The 20,287-nt window shown below is 53.1% G+C and carries 13 protein-coding genes and 1 pseudogene; all 14 read left to right on the top strand.

Annotated features, from left to right (window positions below):
- Nucleotides 1-93 precede the first annotated feature (93 nt).
- The 14 genes and pseudogenes from KNP79_RS09570 (at nucleotide 94) to KNP79_RS09505 (ending at nucleotide 20,261) form a co-directional block, all read left to right on the top strand.
- Nucleotides 94-2,169, top strand: coding sequence for a bifunctional metallophosphatase/5'-nucleotidase (locus tag KNP79_RS09570; protein WP_214796872.1), 2,076 nt, complete (start codon nucleotides 94-96; stop codon nucleotides 2,167-2,169).
- Between the two features lie 197 nt (nucleotides 2,170-2,366).
- On the top strand, nucleotides 2,367-5,054 hold the full coding sequence (locus tag KNP79_RS09565; protein WP_215192171.1) for a glycosyltransferase: 2,688 nt from the start codon (nucleotides 2,367-2,369) through the stop codon (nucleotides 5,052-5,054).
- Between the two features lie 10 nt (nucleotides 5,055-5,064).
- Nucleotides 5,065-5,391, top strand: coding sequence for a hypothetical protein (locus KNP79_RS09560; RefSeq protein WP_034778855.1), 327 nt, complete (start codon nucleotides 5,065-5,067; stop codon nucleotides 5,389-5,391).
- 82 nt (nucleotides 5,392-5,473) lie between these two features.
- The gene (locus tag KNP79_RS09555) at nucleotides 5,474-8,545 is read left to right on the top strand and encodes a CgeB family protein (protein ID WP_215192169.1); all 3,072 of its coding nucleotides are present in this window, start codon (nucleotides 5,474-5,476) and stop codon (nucleotides 8,543-8,545) included.
- Entirely contained in the window at nucleotides 8,542-10,716 is a 2,175-nt protein-coding gene (locus KNP79_RS09550; protein ID WP_215192167.1) for a glycosyltransferase, read from the top strand. Before KNP79_RS09555 ends, KNP79_RS09550 begins: the two co-directional genes overlap by 4 nt.
- A gap of 141 nt (nucleotides 10,717-10,857) precedes the next feature.
- Nucleotides 10,858-12,147, top strand: coding sequence for a nucleotide sugar dehydrogenase (locus tag KNP79_RS09545; protein ID WP_214754072.1), 1,290 nt, complete (start codon nucleotides 10,858-10,860; stop codon nucleotides 12,145-12,147).
- Between the two features lie 16 nt (nucleotides 12,148-12,163).
- Nucleotides 12,164-12,961, top strand: a complete 798-nt coding sequence (locus tag KNP79_RS09540; protein WP_034778846.1) for an ABC transporter permease — start codon at nucleotides 12,164-12,166, stop codon at nucleotides 12,959-12,961.
- 7 nt (nucleotides 12,962-12,968) lie between these two features.
- Nucleotides 12,969-13,745, top strand: a pseudogene (gene tagH, locus KNP79_RS09535) (teichoic acids export ABC transporter ATP-binding subunit TagH); the annotation flags it as partial.
- Between the two features lie 80 nt (nucleotides 13,746-13,825).
- Nucleotides 13,826-14,932, top strand: a complete 1,107-nt coding sequence (wecB, locus tag KNP79_RS09530) for a non-hydrolyzing UDP-N-acetylglucosamine 2-epimerase (protein WP_034778842.1) — start codon at nucleotides 13,826-13,828, stop codon at nucleotides 14,930-14,932.
- A 76-nt stretch (nucleotides 14,933-15,008) separates the two neighbouring features.
- Nucleotides 15,009-15,488 (top strand): hypothetical protein, encoded by a 480-nt coding sequence (locus KNP79_RS09525; protein ID WP_034778840.1) that lies wholly within the window; start codon nucleotides 15,009-15,011, stop codon nucleotides 15,486-15,488.
- 24 nt (nucleotides 15,489-15,512) lie between these two features.
- A complete protein-coding gene (locus KNP79_RS09520) occupies nucleotides 15,513-16,946 on the top strand; it encodes an MBOAT family O-acyltransferase (protein ID WP_034778837.1) in 1,434 nt (477 codons plus the stop codon).
- 18 nt (nucleotides 16,947-16,964) lie between these two features.
- Nucleotides 16,965-18,206 carry a DHHW family protein gene (locus tag KNP79_RS09515; protein ID WP_215192165.1) on the top strand — a complete coding sequence of 414 codons (1,242 nt, stop codon included), beginning with the start codon at nucleotides 16,965-16,967 and terminating at the stop codon, nucleotides 18,204-18,206.
- Between the two features lie 37 nt (nucleotides 18,207-18,243).
- Complete coding sequence (locus tag KNP79_RS09510) at nucleotides 18,244-19,656, top strand: glycosyltransferase (RefSeq protein ID WP_034778835.1); 1,413 nt, start codon at nucleotides 18,244-18,246, stop codon at nucleotides 19,654-19,656.
- Between the two features lie 101 nt (nucleotides 19,657-19,757).
- Entirely contained in the window at nucleotides 19,758-20,261 is a 504-nt protein-coding gene (locus tag KNP79_RS09505; protein WP_052090156.1) for a YdcF family protein, read from the top strand.
- Nucleotides 20,262-20,287 lie beyond the last annotated feature (26 nt).

Below are 20,287 nucleotides of genomic sequence, written 5' to 3'. Positions count from 1 at the left end.
ATAGGGAGCAAGGCCAATTGTACTCCGTCAGACATTGTAAGCGCTATCATTCGTTTTAGTTCTGCTTCACCACATTTGAAAGGGGAAAATCAAATGCTCACACGTAAAACGAACAAGTTGTACGCTTCACTCGCTGTGGCGGCCATCACCGCTTCATCGATCGTTCCGGCAGCGACAGCTGACGCGGCACCGAAAGCGAAGACGGTCAAACTGAAAACGGACTTCGTCCGCGGAGGGGACCTCGACGCGTCACTCGACAAGACATACAAAGGGGCCAAGATTCACTGGTACAAGTCTTCGGTCAAGATGAACAAACTCGGTACATATCAAACGGCGAAAGGAATCGTTCTCGGCAAGGGGTTGAAAGTCGAGAAGCGCGTCCGCGTTTTGAACTATCCGGTCGCCATCGAGCCGGCTGAAGCACTCTCGTTCAAACAAGGGGAAAACGTGCCGAGCGCACTTCGTCTCGATGTTCGCTTTGCGAACGGTACAGTCGAGCGTCTCGTCCGCGTCCATGGCATCGATACGTCAAAAATCGGATCGTTCACGGCACATGCGAAGTTCACGAGCAACGGCCGCACAATCGAAGCTGAGCTTCCATATTCGGTCGGTGGGAATACAGTATCATTCATGCACACGAACGACACGCACGCTTCACTCGACTTGGCGCCGAAACGCGCGACAGCCGTTAAGCAAGTTCGTGCCGAGAAGCCGAACGCTCTCTTGATCGATGCGGGGGACGTATTCTCAGGTTCGCTCTACTTCAACAAGTTTGAAGGTATGGCTGACTTGAAACTCATGAACTACATGAAATACGATTTGATGACGCTCGGAAACCACGAGTTCGACCTCGGCGGCGACGAAGACGGCAACGCAGAGCTTGCCAAGTTCATCCGCTATGCGAACTTCCCGTTCGTCAGTTCGAACCTCGACTTCTCAGCTGATGCGAACTTGAAATCGCTCTACCGCGATGCGGTGACGGACAAGCCATACAACGGTCGTCTCTATGAAGGTGTCATCAAAGAAGTGGACGGCGTCAAAGTCGGATTCTTCGGTCTCACAACAGAAGAGACGGCTGACATCGCCAGCCCAGGCGACACGCAATTCCAAGACTACATCGCGGAAGCAAAAGCAGCCGTGGCAGCGTTCGAGGCAGCTGGCGTCAACAACATCGTCGCGGTCACGCACTTAGGCTATGATGACAATCCAGCGGTCGACAACGATCAAATCCTTGCGGAAGAAGTTGAAGGGATCGACGTCATCATCGGCGGACACTCGCACTCGTTGCTTACGAAACCGGTCGTGAAGAACGCGGATTCGGATAACCCGACCATCATCGTCCAAGCGTACCAGTACAGCCAATACCTCGGCACACTCGACGTCACGTTCGACCATGACGGTAAAGTCGTCGCACATGAAGGTTCGGTCATCGACGTGTCGAAACTTGAAGCAGACGCGAAAGCGACGCAACTCCTCGCGCCGTTCAAAGAAGATGTCGACGCCTTGAAAAACCAACCGACCGGCGCTACAGCGACGGCAGCGCTCACGAACCCGCGTACGAGCGACATCGGTAACACGACAGGTGAGAGCGTCCGTAAAAACGAGACGGCGCTTGGTAACTTGATCACAGACGGTATGCTCGCGAAAGCGAAGACGTTCAACGCGGACGTCATCGGCGCGATGCAAAACGGCGGCGGCATCCGTGCAGCCATCGATGAAGGGGAAATCACGATCGGCGAAGTGCTCACGACGCTTCCGTTCGGCAACACGCTCGCCATCGCTGACCTCACTGGGACAGAGATTTACCAAACGTTCGAGCGCAGCGTCGGACCACTTCCGAGCGAAAACGGCGGTTTCCTTCACGTGGCTGGCTTGAAAGTGACGTACGATAGCTCGAAACCGTCAGGCGAACGCGTGACAAAAATCGAGTACTTGAAAGACGACGCATACGTCCTCGTTGCGAACGACACGACGACATATAAAGTCGCGACGAACGCCTTCACGGCGAAAGGCGGCGACGGCTTCGAAGAACTCGGCAAAGCTTATACAGAAGGACGCGTTCAAGACCTCGGTCTCTCGGACTGGGAAAACTTGCGTGACCATGTGGCCGGTCTCAAAACCGTTGAGCCGAAAGTGGAAGGTCGCATCGTCGACACAGCAGCAAACTAAGCAGTTTCACTCTCCTGATTTTTTCAGGGGAGTGTTTTTTTGTTAATGGTCGTGAAAGTCGGGTATACGACAAGAGGGACGGGTCAATGGATTGTCATCTGACTGAAATTGCTTGCCTATCTGATATTTGATACTATGACAGAGGGTGTAGGTGTGAAGCCTACGATACGACATGATGAAAGAATGAGGCGAATTTAATGGATGTAAGACGATTATTGTCCGACGTTCAAGCGCACACGAAATGGGTACGTGCCGAACGGGAACGGATTTCACAAAAAGAACCACTAGATGAAGGCGATGTCGTTCTCATCAACGACTTGCCGTCTTTGACGAAGAAAGCCCAGCTCCCGTATTGGGACGACGCCAAACTCGAAGCCTACCACACGGCTCTCGAACAAGAATGGGACACGGCGTCCGAGCGATTCCCGAGCGACGTGGCTTCATTCCCGTCGTCGAACGGAACCGCGTATTACTATAAGAAGAAACTCATCGACGTGGCGTTCGTCGGACCGGTCGAACGGGCCGAGACGTGGCGTAACGTCTGCAACATTCATACGTTCAGTACGGTCACCGAGTTTTTAGAGCTCGTCAATTCAAACGTAAATATCGAGTTCCTGATGATCAGCCCGATTCTTCCAGGAGAAGCGGCGACAAGTTTTGATCATATGAGCACACCACGATCGCACTCGCGTGAATGGCTCGAAAAACTGATCAAACAAGCGAACTATCGGGACATCCCGACCGTGTTCCATACCGAGGTCGATACGAACCATTACGCTCGTTTTGCATCACTCGCGGCAAAATGTGATGTCGTCTTTACGGCCAACGAAGAACGGGTTCAAGATTACACGGAACTGTGCAACCATGACCGTGTCTTCGTCATCAAGCCGTTCGTCAACCAATTGCTTCACAATCCGATCGGGATGACGCGCCCGCGTCTGAACGATGTCCTCGTCACGAACGAGTTCCCGATGCGCAACGTGTTCATGGACGACGTCAACAAATTGATGGACGGTGTGTTAGAGACGGACCATCAACTCTTTGTGACGAAGTCGAACCGTGATCAACATACAGAAGTCGGCGAGGCGTATCGTCCATATCTCGTCGCCAGCGAGACGAACATGGATGACTTGAAAAAATCGGTCGACTGGATTCTTCATGTCAACGAAGTGAAGAACAGTCCGACTTACTGCGCCCAAGAGATCTATGATGCACAGGCGCGCGGCAACCTTGTCTTGACGAACTATAATATCGCCGTCAACAACGATTTCCCGAACGTGTTCATCGCGACGGGTCGTTTGGACGCAAAACAAATCTTGAACATGTTCAAGACAGAAGACGAGATGGTCCGCCAGCAACTGTCTGGTGTTCGCACGGTTATGGGCGGCCATACGCTACACGACCGGTTTGAAGAGATGTTGTTCGCGCTCGGACTCGAGACGGAGACGCTCGGGGCACGCCCTGTCCTCGTCGTCGGCTCGGGTGACGAGTCGCGTCTCCAAGCGATGATCGACGCACAGACTTATGCGAGCGTCCGTTTCCGCATGGCGGACGCCGTGACCGAGACAGATTTACAAGAAGCGGCGTTCGTCGCGTTCTTTGACTCGGCCTATACGTATGAGGCGTACTACTTGGAAGACATGATTAACGCCTTCAAATACACGGACGTCTCGTTCGTGACGAAAACGGCCTACTTCGACGGCGAGACGTTCGTCTCGGGCCCGGAACATGACTATGTGACGGACGTGACCGACGTCCACCGTTCGGTGTTCGTCGCCGAACAGTTGTCGCTCAAAGAAGTCGCGACGCGGACGCTCAAAACGCGCACGTTACCAGGTTATGCGATTGACCGATACGAGCTCGTCAAAGGCGAGGTCGTCGTGACGCCGAACGCACCGCGTGACTATAAACTGTCTGTCGTCGTGCCGGTATATAACAACGGCCGTTACTTGTATAACAAATGCTTCTTCAGTTTGAAGCGGAGCTCGATGTTTGACGACATGGAAATCTGGCTCGTCGACGATGGTTCGACCGACAACGAGACGGCTCGTTACGTCGAGCGCTTGGTACGTGAGCACGCGAACGTCTACACGTACTCGTTCGCGGATGGCGGCAGCGGTAGTGCCTCACGCCCCCGCAATAAGGGCGTCGAGCTCGCGACGACTCCGTATATCGCGTTCCTCGACCCGGATAACGAGGCGGTCAACGACGGCTATCATGAGCTGTATCAGTTGATGACACGCGAACCGGGACTCGACCTCGCCGTCGGCAGCATGTTGAAGCTGTCGAACCGTGAGGCGATGATTGAACTCGAAGGGCTTGAAAAAGATGGCATTCGCATGATCGAAGATCCGCGCGCCTACTTGCTCGAGCACAACTTCAAAGTCCAAAGCATCCAAGCGATGGTCATCCGCCGCGACTTCATCGTCGAGAACGGATTGAAGCAAGTGATCGGTGCGGTCGGTCAAGACTCGCTCTTCTTCCAAGAGATGTTCTTGTCGGCAGAACGGGTCGCACTCGTCGATTTGACGATCCACGATTATTACGCGGCCGTGGCCGGGTCGACCGTCAACACGATCACACGCCGTTACTTCGAGAAGTGTCTCTTGCGTGAGACGGCCCGAGCGAAAGCGTTCGAACGTGAAGGTGTGCTCGACGTTTATCGCGAGACGCGCTTTGAACGGTTCTTCGAGCTATGGTATCTCCAGTTCATTCGCCGGTCGCGGGAAGAGGACTTCCTCGGCAATGCGGACCTGTTATATGCCATCTATGAGCAGTTCAAGCCGCTCGAACCGAGAAGCCCGCGCTTCAAACAGTTCATCGATCTGTACGAGAGCGGTCAAAAAAATGAATTGAAACGTCTATATTTCGACGTATTCCGTTGAGGTGACAACCATGAGTGAACAATTGAAACAAGAAAAGAACCTTCTCGAGATGCAGCTCGCTGAACAAATCGAGGAGAACAAACGACTTCAACGTGAATACCGGATCAGGGGTCAACAATACCAACGTCTCTTGCATCGTTATGCCGAACTGCTCTATACGGTAGAGTGGATCTCGAAAGAAGTCGAGAAGGCCGATAAACGCTATCACCAAATGAGTCGGAAATTTACTCAAATCAATCGTAAATATCAAAGTTTGACACAGTCTAAAGTCGGCAAAGTACTCCTTAAAGTGCGGGCCATCCGAAGCCGCGTCGGCAAAATCGTCAAACGAAAATGACCAACCGGGAGCGACATGTGATATGTCGCTTCCTTATTAGTGAAATCGAGGGGAACATCCCCGCAGTTTGGAGGAAAGACATATGGGTTGGCAAACGAAAGCACGTCGTGCGGCACATCTTGGTTTACAGCGCTCACGTCGCGTCGGGAAACGAATCATCAATAAGACGCGCAATCGCGTGATTTCCCGTAAAGGGGGACCGATCGTCCCGAATTGGTATACCGCATCGAATGCGGTGCACTTAGAAGGAGCGGACGTCATCGTCTCACGGCCGGAAGCGGTCGCACTCGCGTACCGAGCAGATGGGAAAGAAGAGGCGCTTGACCTCAAGCAAATGTTCTCAAAATCAACTCGTCATCTGCACGTCCAGTTTCGGGCGAAGGCGACAGGAGACGTCAATCCCGTCGTCAAAGTGTCGCTCTACCAACGGAACAAGCACTCGCGTGACGTGTTCGTCTACAATCAGGCACCGACCGACATCGCCTTGCTCGCGAACGAGACGCGAGTCCGCTTCGCCATCGAGACGGAAGGGAAAGGCTCTTATAGCGTCATCGAGTTGAACGTCAACGGTGTCTCGCTCTGGGACGTCGAAGGTATGGCTTACCATATGCAAGACGCTGATTTCGAATATCGCATCGATTTGACACCAAAACAGCTCGAGTTGATCTCGGCGATCAACCGCGTCGTCGACTTCGAAGACGATAAACTGTTGCTTCACGGCGTCGGCAGCCAGTACGTCCATTTCGGCGTCGGCGAGTCGGCGCTCCCGCACGTGAACACGAAACGTGCCATCGATTTCCCGCTCGGGGACATGGACGATGACGTCTATCGTTTCTATTTAAAAGGGACGGTGACCGGCACGGCGAACGCTTCCCTGTTCGTCGTCACGTACACGGCGGACGGCCAAGACCAGATGATCGAGGTCCCGCTCGGGCTGAGTGGCATTATCCGCCTGACACCGAGCCATACAACGGTCCGCTATTTCGTCCGTTTCTCAGGTCACGGTGAGCTCCATGGATTGAAGCTCGGCATGGTCCGCGAGAAGAGCGTCCGGCGCGAAGAAATTTTGTCGCTCAAACCGTCGATGTGGACGGTGCCTACGCCGGATACGATCAAACTGAAACATAAGCACGACCAGCTCGTCGTCAAATTGAAGACCGGGGAAGGCAATCGCCGTTACATCTCGTATGCCGAGACGAACAACAGCTTCAAACTGTTGCCGGTCGATTTCTTGTTCGACGTCAAATCGAACAGTCGTTACCGGGTCACGGTCGATGGGGAGATGGGCGAAGGGACGAACGTCGTCCTCTATATCATCACGTATTCGACGGAAGGCCGCTTGAATATGCAGCAAGTCCAACTCGGTTCAGAGAAAATCTTCGAGTTCGAGAAAGAGGCGCGTCGCCTCCGTTTCGCGCTTCGTGTCGACGGCGACGGGGAAGCGGTCATCGACCGGATTCGTGTCACCGAGGAAATTATCAGCGACCGGACGCGCAGCCCGGAATGGCTCGACGTGCGTGAAGCCCGTCTTTTCCGTGCCGTGCCGCGTGAGCTACACGAACTGAAAGTCGCGGCCATCTTCGATGAGTTCACGACCGCATCGTACCGTCCGGAATGTGATTTGATTACGTTCACACCGGACAACTGGACGGCTGTCCTTGCCGATGAACAACCTGACTTCTTGATGGTCGAGTCGGCGTGGAAAGGGAACGCCGGGGCGTGGGAGAAGAAAATCGTCAAATACGGCACGAACACGTGGGAAGAACTCGACGGCCTGCTCGAATGGTGCCGTCATAACAACATCCCGACCGTGTTCTGGAACAAGGAAGACCCGATCCACTACGATCGCTTCATCGAGACGGCCAAACGGTTTGACTACGTCTACACGACCGATGAGAACCGGGTCGAGGATTATATCCGCGACTGCGGTCACGACCGCGTCGGCGCGCTCCCGTTCGCCGCGCAACCGAAAGAGCACAACCCGATTCGCTTGCCGGGTACGCGTGAACCGTACGCGTCGTTCGCGGGCTCGTATTACGCGAACCGCCATGAGTCGCGCCGTCAAGATATGGACCGTCTGTTCGCCGCGGCGAACCGTTACGGCCTCGTCATCTATGACCGCAACTATGAGATGAACCAACGCGGCGAGACGGACCAGCTCCAATTCCCGGAGCAGTTCCGTGACTCGATTCGCGGCAGTTTGAAATATAACCAGATCGCGAAAGCATACAAAGGCTTCAAAGTCATGCTGAACGTCAACTCGGTCAACGATTCGCCGACGATGTTCTCGCGTCGTGTGTTCGAAGGACTCGCCTGTGCGACACCGGTCGTCAGCACGCGTTCGATTGGCGTCAAGCAGATGCTCGGCGATTACGTCTTCCTCGATGAGGGCGATGCCATGCTCGACGAGACGTTCAAGAAGCTGTTGACGGATGACGCGTTCTATGAGGACGTCGCCATGCGCGGGATGCGTCACGTGTTGACGTATCACACGTACACGCAACGACTCGCCCAAGTCGTCGGTGCGATTGGCATCCCGTATCGGGTCGATCACGCCAAAGTCGCCATGGTCGCCATCGTCCGCTCGAAAGAAGAGATGGAGCGGGTCGTGTCGATCTATCAAGCGCAAGACTATGCCCATACGCATCTCGTCGTGTTCCTCGACAAGTTCGACGGTTACATCGACGTCTATAACGAGTACAACACCGAGGAGATCTCGACGTTCATGCTCAGCTATTTGACGCAGTACAACGCCTTGTCCGAGATTTTGGACGGCTTCGAATGGATGGCGTACGTCAACCGGGAAGACTACTACGGCCCGTCGTACGTGTCCGACTATATCTTGGCGGCGCGTTATGCCGACGCCAACATCTTGACGAAAGGCGACCATTACACGTTTGACGGGACGCTCGAGAAACAAGACACAGATGCGAGCTATCGCTACGTGTTCGACGCTCTGCCGACACGTTCGCTCGTCAAACCGGCGGCACTCCGCTTCTATAGTGTGAAAGAGGCGCTCGACGTGTTGACGAAAGATGCGTCACTCCAAGAACTGGCCCAGTCCGGGGAGCGCATTTTCAGCATCGACCCGTATCAATACGTCAAAGGCGGAGCTAATCTCTCCGACGCAATGGTCCAGGAGGTAACGTTATGACGAAAGCACCGCTCCGCGTCCTCGTCTATGGGGACGTGAACTTGAACTTGATCGACGGGTCGGCCATTTGGCTGACATCCGTCGTTCATATGTTGAAACAAGACCCGTCGATTCACGTCGATATCTTATTGAAACGCTCGATCGTGAAACCGGAAGTGACGGCGTCGATTCGTGAGTTGCCGAACGTCCGTTTCCTCGACGTGTTCAGCGAGACGTCGCCGAAGAAGGACGAACCTTATTACGAGAAGAAAGTGCTTGAACCGTCTGAAGCGGCCCAGCTCATCCATGAGCTCATGATGAGCGGGTCGTACGACTTGGCGTTCATCCGCGGCTTCCAGCTCGCCTACAACTTGTCAGCATATGAAGACACGATGGCGAAGACGTGGACGTATATCACGGATTTCACGCACGACCATACGCAGGCGTCGGACGAAGAATTGGCCCGCTTGAAACAAATCGCCTCGCGCTCGGCCCGCATGCTTTGCCAGACGTCGGCGATGAAAGATTATTTTGAGACGTTCCTTCCGACAGAGCGTCCGTTCCTCATCTTGAATCCGATGATTCCGAACGTGAAAGAGGCGACGCCATCGTTCACGAAACCGAACGACCGCCTCGTCTATACCGGCAAATTCGCCCCGCTCTGGTATTCGAGCGAGATTTTGACGGCGTTCGCGAAACTGCGCGCCGCGCATCCGGCGGCCGAGCTTCACGTCGCCGGGGACAAGTTCAATCAAGACCCGAACAACCCGAACTTCCGCAAAGACGTGACACACCGGCTCGGTCACGACCCGGGTGTGACGTGGTTGAAAGGTATCCCGCGCCGCGACGTCGAGACGTTAATCGAGTCGAGTGCGGTCGGCGTATCTTGGCGCCATCCGGAACTCGACGCCTCGCTCGAGCTGTCGACGAAGCTGCTCGAATACGGGGCGCTCGGAAAACCGGTACTGCTCAACCGTAACCCGATGCACGAGCTCATTCTCGGGGCGGACTATCCGCTCTTCGTCAACTCGGAGACGGAGTTCATCGACAAGGCACGCCTCGCACTCACGGACGCAGGCATCTACCGTGAGGCAGCCAAGCGTCTATACGACATGGCCCAGTACTACACGTTCACGAACACGTACGCGCGTCTGCGCGACGAGTTGTGGGCGATGAAGAAGTTGACGATCGTTTTCGCCGGTCATGACTTGAAGTTCTTGAAGCTGTTCATGAAGCAGTTCTCGGAGAACCCGCGCTTCAACGTGCTCGTCGACCAATGGGATGGCCATAAGATTCACAACGTCAACCATAGTAAGGCATGTCTTGAGCAGGCCGACATCATCTTCTGTGAGTGGGGACTCGGCAACGCCGTCTGGTACTCGGAGCATAAGCTGCCGCACCAGAAGCTGATTGTGCGGATTCACCGTCAAGAGAAAGAGACGCCATTCCCGCGCCAATACAACTTGCACAATATCGACAAAATCATCCTCGTCTCGCCGTATATGCTCGAAGAGATGTACCGTCTGTTCCGCATTCCGCGCCATAAGATGACGATGATTTATAACGCCGTCGACGGCGAGCGTTTGGCGCAGCCGAAAGTGAAACAAGATTTGACGTTCCACCTCGGTATGATCGGCGTCAACCCGAAACTGAAACGGCTCGATTTGGCGCTCGATTTGCTCGAGCAACTGTTACAACAAGACAGCCGCTATAAACTCTTCATTAAAGGACATCATCCGAACGAGATCTACTGGATCAATAAGCGGGAAGAGGAGCGGGCGTATTACGACAAGTTGCTCGCCCGTCTCGAAGAGCCGCAATTCCAATCGAGCGTCCAGTTCGACGGCCACGGCGACGACGTGCCGGAATGGTTGCAAAAGATCGGTTTCGTCCTCTCGATGAGCGATCTCGAGAGCTTCCATTTGGCTCCGGCCGAAGCGATGACGTCGGGGACGTATCCGCTCATCCGTCACTGGACGGGAAGTGAGACGATCTATCCGGACGACGTATTGCTCGAAAATGTGTCCGACGCCGTCGACATCATTCGCTCGTACGCCGACGATTCAGACCGTTTGCTCGAAGCTGCAAAACCGCTTCAAGCCTATGCGTTTGAGCACTTCGCGGTCGAAACACTTGCTAAAAAGCTGGAACAGCTTATACTAGAGGCGTTGTCCGAAACGGAAAAACATTGATTTGTCATTAAAATGTAATTGCTCGGCTGATTTGTTCAAGAGTATAATGAGTATTGTTTTATTGTCGAAACTGAAATAAAATGATGGACATGCTCGCACTGAGAAATCGCAGGGCACACACACACTTGGAGGTTACTACAAATGAAAGTATGTACAGTAGGTCTTGGGTATATTGGTTTGCCGACATCGGCAGTCTTCGCTAAATACGGCGTCGACGTCGTTGGGGTAGATATCTCTCAAAACGTCGTAGATAAATTGAACCGTGGCGAAATCCACATCGAAGAGCCAGGTCTTGGCGAAGTCGTAGCCGACGTCGTCGCAAAAGGTAAATTCCGTGCGTCACTCTCACCGGAGAAAGCGGACGCCTTCATCATCGCCGTACCGACACCAAACAATGATGACGAGCACAAGTCGTGCGACCTCACTTACGTTTTGGACGCGACACGTAAAGTCCTTCCATTCGTCGAGAAAGGGAACGTCATCATCGTCGAGTCGACAATCGCGCCACGTACGATGGACGATTTCGTCAAGCCGATCGTTGAAGAAGCTGGATTCGTCGTCGGCGAAGACATCTTCCTCGTTCACTGCCCAGAGCGTGTCCTTCCAGGACAAATCTTGCATGAGCTCGTGCACAACAACCGTATCGTCGGCGGCATCACGCCTGCCTGTGCGGAAGCTGGCGCACGTGTCTACGGCACATTCGTCGAAGGCGAAATCGTCAAGACGGATGCGAAGACGGCTGAAATGTCGAAACTCATGGAGAACACGTTCCGCGACGTCAACATCGCCCTCGCGAACGAACTCGCTAAAGTGTGTAACGACCTCGACATCAACGTCCTCGACGTCATCGAGATGGCAAACAAACACCCGCGCGTCAACTTGCATAGCCCAGGTCCTGGCGTCGGTGGTCACTGCCTCGCGGTCGACCCGTACTTCATCGTCGCGAAGTCACCTGACCTTGCTCAAATCATCAACTTGTCGCGTGAGACGAACGTCTCGATGCCAGCTTACGTGGCCGACAACGTCGAGAAGCTCGTTGCGGGCATCGAAGACGCGAAAGTCGCTGTCTTCGGCGTGACGTACAAAGGAAACGTCGACGACATGCGTGAAAGCCCAGCCGTCGACATCTGTGAGCTCTTGCTCGACCGCGGCGTGAACATCTCGGTTCATGACGGTCACGTCGAGAAGTCGACATCGAGCCGCTTCGACCTCGTATCGAAAGAAGAAGCGATTCAAGATGCGGACCTCGTCCTCGTCCTCGTCGACCACAACGAATTCAAGACACTCGATTTCGCTGAACTTAGCGGAGCGATGCGTCGTCCGATGATCTTTGACACGCGCAACATCGTGAAGCCAGCTGGCGACGATGTGGCTGTCGTAAACTACGGCAACTTGTACAAATTTACAAAGGAAACGAATCTCGTACGTTGATTCAAGGTGAATTCACATGTTTAAATCCGCGAAAGCTATTCTTTCAGAACTGCAATCGAGTAAGTATCTGATCATGCGTCTCGCGACGTATGAGACGAAGAGCAACTATTCAATGCAGTACCTCGGATTTTTATGGGAATTCGTCACGCCATTGCTGCAAATCGCAGTCTATTGGTTTGTATTTGGATTTGGTATTCGAAGCGGCAGGCCGATTGATGGCGTGCCGTTTCTGCCATGGCTCGTTGCGGGGATTGTCGTCTGGTTCTTTATTGCCGCGGCAATCACTTCCACGGCTCGGTCTGTCTATTCGAAGATTGGGTTAGTTTCTAAGATGAGCTTTCCAATCTCAACGATTCCTGCGTACGTCCTGTTATCGTTGTTTTATCGCCATGCCATTTTAGTGGCGGTATCCTACGTGTTAATGTGGGCGTTCGGCTATCCGATGGGGCTGCATTCGCTTTGGTTCATTTACTTGGCGATCAGTGCTCTTGCCTTACTTTACTCGCTAGCGTTAATCACGTCCGCACTGACGACCATAGTGCGCGACTTACAAAACTTATTGCAATCGCTCATGCGAATGCTCATGTACTTGACGCCGATTTTTTGGGTTCCGACCGGCCGTCTCGCAGATATTCTTCAAGTCAACCCATTGTATTACTTGATTGAAGGCTATCGTTCGATGTTCCTCGGTACCGATTGGCTCGCGAACAACTGGGCGTATGGTCTCTACTACTGGGCGATCGTGCTCGTCCTCTTCTTTGTTGGTTCGATGATCCATATGCGCTTCCGTCGATATTTCATCGATTACATTTGAGGAGGCTATCATGTATCAAGTTAAATTTGAAAACGTGTCAAAACGTTATACGTTATACAACAAGCCGACCGACAAATTGAAGGAGATTTTCCTCAATAAAACGAACGGGAAGCAATTCTATGCGCTCCGGAACGTCACGTTTGAAGTGCCGCCGGGCGAAGTCGTCGGCATCATCGGCATCAACGGGTCAGGGAAATCGACGATGTCGAACCTGCTCGCGGATGTGATGCCGCCCACCCACGGTCAAATCCAGTTAAAAGGCAAGACGGCGCTCATCGCGATCTCGTCTGGCTTGAACGGGAACTTGAGCGGGATGGAGAATATCGAATTGAAAGGGCTCATGCTCGGGATGACGAAACAACAAATCGCCGAGCTGACGCCACAGATTGTCGAGTTCGCCGATATCGGTGACTTCATCTATCAACCCGTCAAGACATACTCGAGCGGGATGAAGTCGCGTCTCGGATTTGCGATTTCGATCAATATCGACCCTGACATCCTCGTCATCGATGAGGCGCTCTCGGTCGGTGACCAAACGTTCACCGACAAGTGTCTCACGAAGATGAACGAGTTCAAGGATCAAGGCAAGACGATTTTCTTCATCAGCCACTCCGTGTCACAAGTCCGGCAGTTCTGTACGCTCGGACTTTGGCTCGAGTTCGGCGAGGTCCGCGAATACGGACCGGTCGAAGAAGTCGCACGTGAATACAACAAGTTTTTAAGATGGTTCCGTAACTTATCGAAAGACCAACAAGACGCGTTTAAAGCGGATAAGTTGAAACGCCGGACAACCGTTGTCGAATCTACAGAGCTCGGCGAGACGTATATCTTGCCGCCGCTCACAGAAGAGGAGTTAGCGAATCGATGAAAAAAGTAATGACTGTCTTCGGGACACGCCCGGAAGCGATTAAAATGGCACCACTCGTCCTCGAGTTGAAGAAACGTGAAGGGGTCGAACCGATCGTCGTCGTCACGGCGCAACATCGTCAAATGCTCGACCAAGTGCTCGAGTTGTTTGAAATCAAGCCAGACTACGACTTGGATATCATGAAAGACAAACAAACGTTGTATGACGTGACGTCACGCGTGCTCAAAGGCATGGGTGAAGTCATCGCTGAAACGAAACCGGATATCGTCCTCGTCCATGGTGACACGACGACGACGTTCGCGGCATCGCTCGCGGCGTTCTATAACCAAGTCGCGGTCGGACACGTCGAAGCGGGTCTTCGCACGTACAACAAGTACTCACCGTTCCCGGAAGAGATGAACCGTCAGCTCACAGGCGTGATGGCCGACCTTCATTTCGCACCGACGGAAACGTCGAAAGAGAACTTGCTTCGTGAAAACAAACCGGAAGACAAGATTTTCGTCACGGGCAACACGGCCATCGACGCACTCAAAACGACGGTCCGTGAAGACTACACGAACGAGTTGCTCGACTCAATCCGTGAATCAGGCCGCCGTCTCGTCTTGCTCACGGCCCACCGTCGCGAGAACCTCGGCGAGCCGATGCGCAACATGTTCCGCGCCGTCCGTCGTTTGATCGAGAAATATGACGATATCGAAGTCGTCTATCCGGTCCATATGAACCCGGTCGTCCGTGAACTCGCTAACGAGATTTTGCACGACATCGACCGTGTTCACTTGATTGAGCCGCTCGACGTCTTCGATTTCCACAACTATGCGTCAATCTCGCACTTGATCCTCACGGATTCAGGCGGCGTGCAAGAAGAAGCACCGTCACTCGGTGTTCCGGTCCTCGTCCTTCGTGATACGACGGAACGTCCGGAAGGCGTGGCCGCTGGTACGTTGAAACTCGCTGGTGTCGAGGAAGAAGTCATCTTCGGTCTCGCTGATGAGCTTCTTTCGGATGCAACGGCTTACGAGAAGATGTCGAAAGCCTCGAACCCTTACGGTGACGGGGAAGCGTCACGACGCATCGTCGACGCCATTTTGGCAACGGATTTCTAATAACTTAATGTAAAAGAATAAGAGTTGTCTCGTACATGCGTACGGCGACTCTTTTCTTATAAACGGAGGAAACGATATGGCAGTCAAACGAATTCGCCCTGCGATTTATCATTATTATCCGCGCGGCTTTCAAAAAGACCATTTACGGATGCGTGAAGAAGGGTATAAGACAGAAGTTACGTTCATGCCGGAGAGTGAGTCCGACTCAATTTATGTGCAACTGTTCGATTTGAAATTTGAAATCCCGCCGTCACAAATGTTTTTACCCGACGCCAAGATGGACCCTTGTAAGACAATTGGCCTCGATACACAGATTCACGTGCTCAGCGATGCGACCGTGAAGCTCGAGATGTATTTCATGCAATATAAAGATAAGGAACGTGTCTCGAACAAACGCTTCAAGTTGACGCTCAACCCGGGCGTCAACCAGATCGAGGAGTCGATTCCTCAAGTCGAAGGTGCGGAGTATTTCAAACTCTCTTACAAGTATGTGATTGAGACGACGGAGCCCCGGACCATTCGACTCGACGATTTATATCTCTCGTTTGAGGAGTAATCTTGTAGGAAGGGACTAACTCAGATGCTATTTAGTTCAACCGTCTTTTTATTCTATTTCTTGCCGATCGTCATCGGTTTGTACTTCATCTCGCCGCGTCCCGTCAAAAATATGATTTTGCTTGCCGCGAGTCTGTTTTTCTATGCATGGGGCGAACCGCGATTCGTCTTGATCATGCTCGCGTCGATCGTGATGAACTACGTCTTCGGACGGCTCGTCGATCGTGACCGACAACATGAAAAGAAAATCAAGTTATGGATGACACTCATGGTGCTCGGGAACTTAGGGATGCTCGGGGTGTTCAAATATGCGAGCTTCTTCGTCGAGAACGTCAACAGCGTCCTCGGCTTCTCGCTGAACGACCCGGAAATCCCGCTCCCGCTCGGCATCTCGTTCTTCACGTTCCAAGCGATGAGTTATGTCATCGATGTGTATCGCAAAGACGGTCAAGTCCAGCGCAACATTTTCGACTTGGCACTTTACGTCTCGTTCTTCCCGCAATTGATTGCCGGACCGATCGTCCGCTATCAGACGGTCGCCGATGAGATTGTCGACCGGCGTGAGACGATTGATGACTTCGTGTCTGGGATTCAGCGCTTCGTCATCGGTCTCGGAAAGAAGATGATTTTAGCGAACAGTGCCGGCTACGTCGCCGACCAGATTTTCGGCATGCCGGCCGGCGAGATGTCGACGACACTCGCCTGGATCGGGGTCATCGCCTATTCGCTCCAAATTTACTTCGATTTCTCAGGTTATTCGGATATGGCCATCGGGCTAGGGCGCATGTTTGGGTTCCACTTCTTAGAGAACTTTAACTACCCGTATATCTCACGTTCCGTTTCGGAGTTTTGGCGCAGATGGCACATGTCTCTCGGAAGCTGGTTCCGAGACTACGTCTACATCCCACTCGGCGGAAATCGCCAAGGCGAGTGGAAGACGTATCGTAACTTGGCCATCGTCTGGCTCTTGACCGGTGTATGGCACGGGGCGAGCTGGACGTTCATCGCCTGGGGTGTATACTATGGAGTATTCATCATGCTCGAACGTGCATTTCTTGGGAAATGGTTGAAAGCGATGCCGTCTTGGCTATCGCTATCGTTCACGCTGTTCGTCGTCATCATCGGTTGGGTGTTCTTCCGAGCCGACGATTTCCCATATGCGATCAGTTATTTACAGGCGATGTTCGGTCTTCACGGCGGTCCGCTGTTCGACCAACAAGCGCTCTATTACTTGGTTCAATACGGTGTCGTCCTCACGATCGCCATCATAGGGGCAACGCCAATCCCGCGCATCGTCGTCGGGAAACTATTGAGCCAAGAACTCGATGAGACGAAATCGATGACGACTCGTCGCATCGTCGGACTCGTCCGTGTGACGGGCGTGACCGTGCTCTTCTTCTTATCGATTTCGTATATCGTGTCGAGCACGTTCAATCCATTTATCTACTTCCGCTTCTAAAGAGAAAGGAGCAATACGATGCAGAAGCCGTTAGATTCTCGAAAGCCTGGTCCACGCCCGATCAAAGAAAAACCGAAAGGGCTCGAAAAGTCCTGGTTCGCTGACTTTCTATTGCTCGGTGTGTTTCTAGGCGTACTTTTTCTCGGTCTGGCCACGTATTGGTTCGGTCAAGATCGGGAAGTGTCCGTGTTAGAAGGGCGTGAACTCGCACAACAACCGGAAGCATCGGTCAAGGCCGTGCGCGATGGCTCCTATATGGAAGCGTTTGAAACCTATTCGAGTGACCAAGTGTTCCAACGAGACCGTTGGATGGGGCTCCAGGCCGGTTTCCAAAAGAACGTTTTCCGACAACAAGTCAATAACGGGGTGCTCGCCCTCGATAATGATGTGCTCGTCAGTCCGGACGAACCGGTGCGCGGGTTTGACAACATGAAGCGCCTGTTCCCGGAATTCGGGGCGGCGATGCAAGAACAGGACGTCCCGGTCTACTTCGCCTCAGCTCCAAGTAAGCCGGCTTTCGCCTCTAAAAATGAGTTGATTCCGGATTACGTCATGAGCGGGGACTTGGAGAGCCGCGGCAATCTACATGACGCGGTCGAAGGGGCCGAGTTCGAACTCATCGACCTCGGCGAGACAATCTTCAATCAACCGATGGAAGACATCTATTTCTACAACGACCACCATTGGAACGTCCACGGGGCTTTCCTTGGGTATCAACAAATCATCGAGCGGCTCCAAGAAGACTATAAGGATGTACCGAAACTTGAGGCGTCCGATATGGAGACGTACAAGATCGACCAACCGTACTTCGGCTCGCACGCCCGTGAAATCTCACTCCCGTACGTCGAGAGACTCGACTACTTGGAATGGTTGGAACCGAAAGACGGCTTCACGACCGAGGTCTGCCGGAACGGTGATGACTGCGGCCACTCTGTCATCGCCCGCGAAGAAGCCGAAGAGACGGCACGGTTCTCTGACTTCTATAAAGTGTTCATGAAGGACAACTATGGACAGCTGCGCATCGAGCAGAAAGATCCAGTCAACGACTTGCACGTGCTCGTCTTGAAGGATTCGTACGCCAACCCGGTGCTCGGCTTCCTCGGTGAATCGTTCGGGACGGTGTCGGCGATTGACGTCCGCTACGCGGAAGGCAAAGTCGATATCACGGACTACGTCGAAGAGAACGATGTCGACCTCGTCTTGTTCATGCATAACGACCGCATCTCCGGGATGTCTGGGGATTACGAAGATTCGTTCTAAGCTGTATATCACACGAAATTGAGAAGGGATCAATCAAATGAGGATTCTGTTACCTGTATTTTTCCACTCGGCGATGGGTGGGCTGCACCTTCACATTTTAGCGTCGGTCCGCCATTTACGTAAACATGGACACGATATCACGGTCGTCTCGAAACCAGGTCCGTTTGCGGATGAGATTCGCTCGCTCGGCGGGACCGTCATCGAGACGGACTATACGAACGAGAATGTCAAAGACGTGATCGAGCAGTTGATTGAATTGCCGTTCGACGTCGTCTATGCCCACCCGTTCAACTCGCGCCAACTCGGTGTAGCGGTGGCGGAGGCAAAGAATATTCCGTTCGTGCTCGTCATTCATGGGATGTATCACGATGACATCGATCAGTACCATACGAGTATCTCAAAAGTCATTGCCGTGTCTGATAAAATCGCGGAGTATTTGGTGGAGCATTGTCCACAGATTGCCCCGAAAGTAGAAGTCATCTTGAACGGGGTATCGGATTTGTTCCAACCGAAAAAACCAGCGCGTAAGAAAGAACGTCTCGTCGGAATGTTCTCATCCCGCATTGACCCAGATAAGCTGTTTATTTTAGACGTCTTTTTAGACGGTTTGAAAGATGAGCGCGTCCAACAAATGCCGATTGATTGGTATGTGATTGGAGACGGGACTCAGCGCGAGAAGTACGAGGCTCGGTATAAAGAGACCGTTGAAGGGACGAACCAAAAAATCGAATGGCTCGGCTGGCTCAGTCAGGAAGAGCTTCCAGAGACGATGAGCGAAGCCGACTTTATTATCGCTCCAGGTCGAGCGGCACTCGAAGCCATGGCTGTCGGAAAGCCAACGATTGCCGTCGGCAGTAAAGGCTACCACGGCTTGATCACTCCAGAGTCATGGCGTGACGCTGCTAAAATTAACTTTGGCGGTATCGGGAAAAAGTATGACGGCTATAAGAGCGGCTCGATTGGTGATGAAATCAAGCGCCTACAGGACGAGTCGTACCGGGCTGAACTCTCGACATTCTCAGCCGAGTTGGTCGACCAAGAATTCCGAGACGTGGTCCCCCAAACTCGTCTGGAGCAATTGCTTCAAGAAGTGATCGCCGATGGCGGGCCTGCTGTCGAAGTGGAGGCGGTGTATCCGTACAGCCGTTACGAACAGCTCAACTATTACCGGGCGGCCCAGTTGTTAGAAGGGAAGCTCGATAAGAAAGAAGCGCTTCGGAAACAGACGAAAGAAGAACGAGACCAAGCCCGTAAGAACACGAACCAAGTAAAACGTGACTTGATTGCGGCGAACCGTTCGAATCGTGACAAGGACAAGCAAGTGTCCACCCTTGAAACGACGGTGAAGCAACTTGAATCTGAGAAAGAAGGTTTGGCTAAAGAAATCGAGACGTTGAAGCAACAACTCGACAAAGCGAAATCACATCCGATTGGTAAGTTCTTTATGTGACTTGGCGGCTATAACGAAGGACCGGTGGAAATTCCATCGGTCCTTCGTTGTCCCTCGATTTTAAAAAGATTGCTATAATCATCCCGAGGCAGGTGAGAGAGATGGCACAAAGAAACGCTGACGGCACGTATCGCTACGTCCTCGTCCTCGGTGCAAAAGTGAACGGGATTCAACCGTCCCGTGCCTTGTTGCACCGGATTGAAGCGGCGGCTGAATACGCGAATCAATATCCGCACGTCGAACTCATCGCTTCTGGGGGACAAGGACCTGATGAAGGGATGGCGGAGGCCCGCGTCATTGCCCGGGAGTTGACGGCACGTGGCATTGATGCGGCGCGAATCCATATCGAAGCGGAGTCGACGTCGACGTATGAGAACTTTCTGTTCAGCCGTTCGATTTGGAGTGGAGAGTCTGGTCTGACCGTCGTCACGAACGACTTTCATGTGAGGCGGGCCCGGCTCGTCGGACGCCTGTACTTTGGGCTCTCGACCGACGCACTGTATGCGAGAACGCCGACGGCCACAAAACTGAAGTACGTCGTCCGTGAACAGTTGGCGTACGTGAAGCTGTTCATCAACTATATGCGCTGGAAATGGCGGCCATGACAAAAGGGACTTCGCGAAGAAGTCCC

The sequence above is a fragment of the Exiguobacterium sp. s7 genome (assembly GCF_018618195.1).
Classification (GTDB): domain Bacteria; phylum Bacillota; class Bacilli; order Exiguobacteriales; family Exiguobacteriaceae; genus Exiguobacterium; species Exiguobacterium mexicanum_A.
The sequence above is the reverse complement of the archived record's forward strand: the minus strand, read 5'-3'. Positions and strand labels throughout refer to the sequence as shown.

What these genes read in the sequence shown, in the direction of transcription:
- KNP79_RS09565 (WP_215192171.1), top strand. Translation starts at nt 2,367, where the DNA reads ATGGATGTAAGACGATTATTGTCCGACGTTCAAGCGCACACGAAATGG.
- KNP79_RS09545 (WP_214754072.1), top strand. Translation starts at nt 10,858, where the DNA reads ATGAAAGTATGTACAGTAGGTCTTGGGTATATTGGTTTGCCGACATCG.
- KNP79_RS09570 (WP_214796872.1), top strand. Translation starts at nt 94, where the DNA reads ATGCTCACACGTAAAACGAACAAGTTGTACGCTTCACTCGCTGTGGCG.
- KNP79_RS09555 (WP_215192169.1), top strand. Translation starts at nt 5,474, where the DNA reads ATGGGTTGGCAAACGAAAGCACGTCGTGCGGCACATCTTGGTTTACAG.
- KNP79_RS09515 (WP_215192165.1), top strand. Translation starts at nt 16,965, where the DNA reads ATGCAGAAGCCGTTAGATTCTCGAAAGCCTGGTCCACGCCCGATCAAA.
- KNP79_RS09560 (WP_034778855.1), top strand. Translation starts at nt 5,065, where the DNA reads ATGAGTGAACAATTGAAACAAGAAAAGAACCTTCTCGAGATGCAGCTC.
- KNP79_RS09510 (WP_034778835.1), top strand. Translation starts at nt 18,244, where the DNA reads ATGAGGATTCTGTTACCTGTATTTTTCCACTCGGCGATGGGTGGGCTG.
- KNP79_RS09550 (WP_215192167.1), top strand. Translation starts at nt 8,542, where the DNA reads ATGACGAAAGCACCGCTCCGCGTCCTCGTCTATGGGGACGTGAACTTG.
- KNP79_RS09540 (WP_034778846.1), top strand. Translation starts at nt 12,164, where the DNA reads ATGTTTAAATCCGCGAAAGCTATTCTTTCAGAACTGCAATCGAGTAAG.
- KNP79_RS09505 (WP_052090156.1), top strand. Translation starts at nt 19,758, where the DNA reads ATGGCACAAAGAAACGCTGACGGCACGTATCGCTACGTCCTCGTCCTC.
- KNP79_RS09520 (WP_034778837.1), top strand. Translation starts at nt 15,513, where the DNA reads ATGCTATTTAGTTCAACCGTCTTTTTATTCTATTTCTTGCCGATCGTC.
- wecB (WP_034778842.1), top strand. Translation starts at nt 13,826, where the DNA reads ATGAAAAAAGTAATGACTGTCTTCGGGACACGCCCGGAAGCGATTAAA.
- KNP79_RS09525 (WP_034778840.1), top strand. Translation starts at nt 15,009, where the DNA reads ATGGCAGTCAAACGAATTCGCCCTGCGATTTATCATTATTATCCGCGC.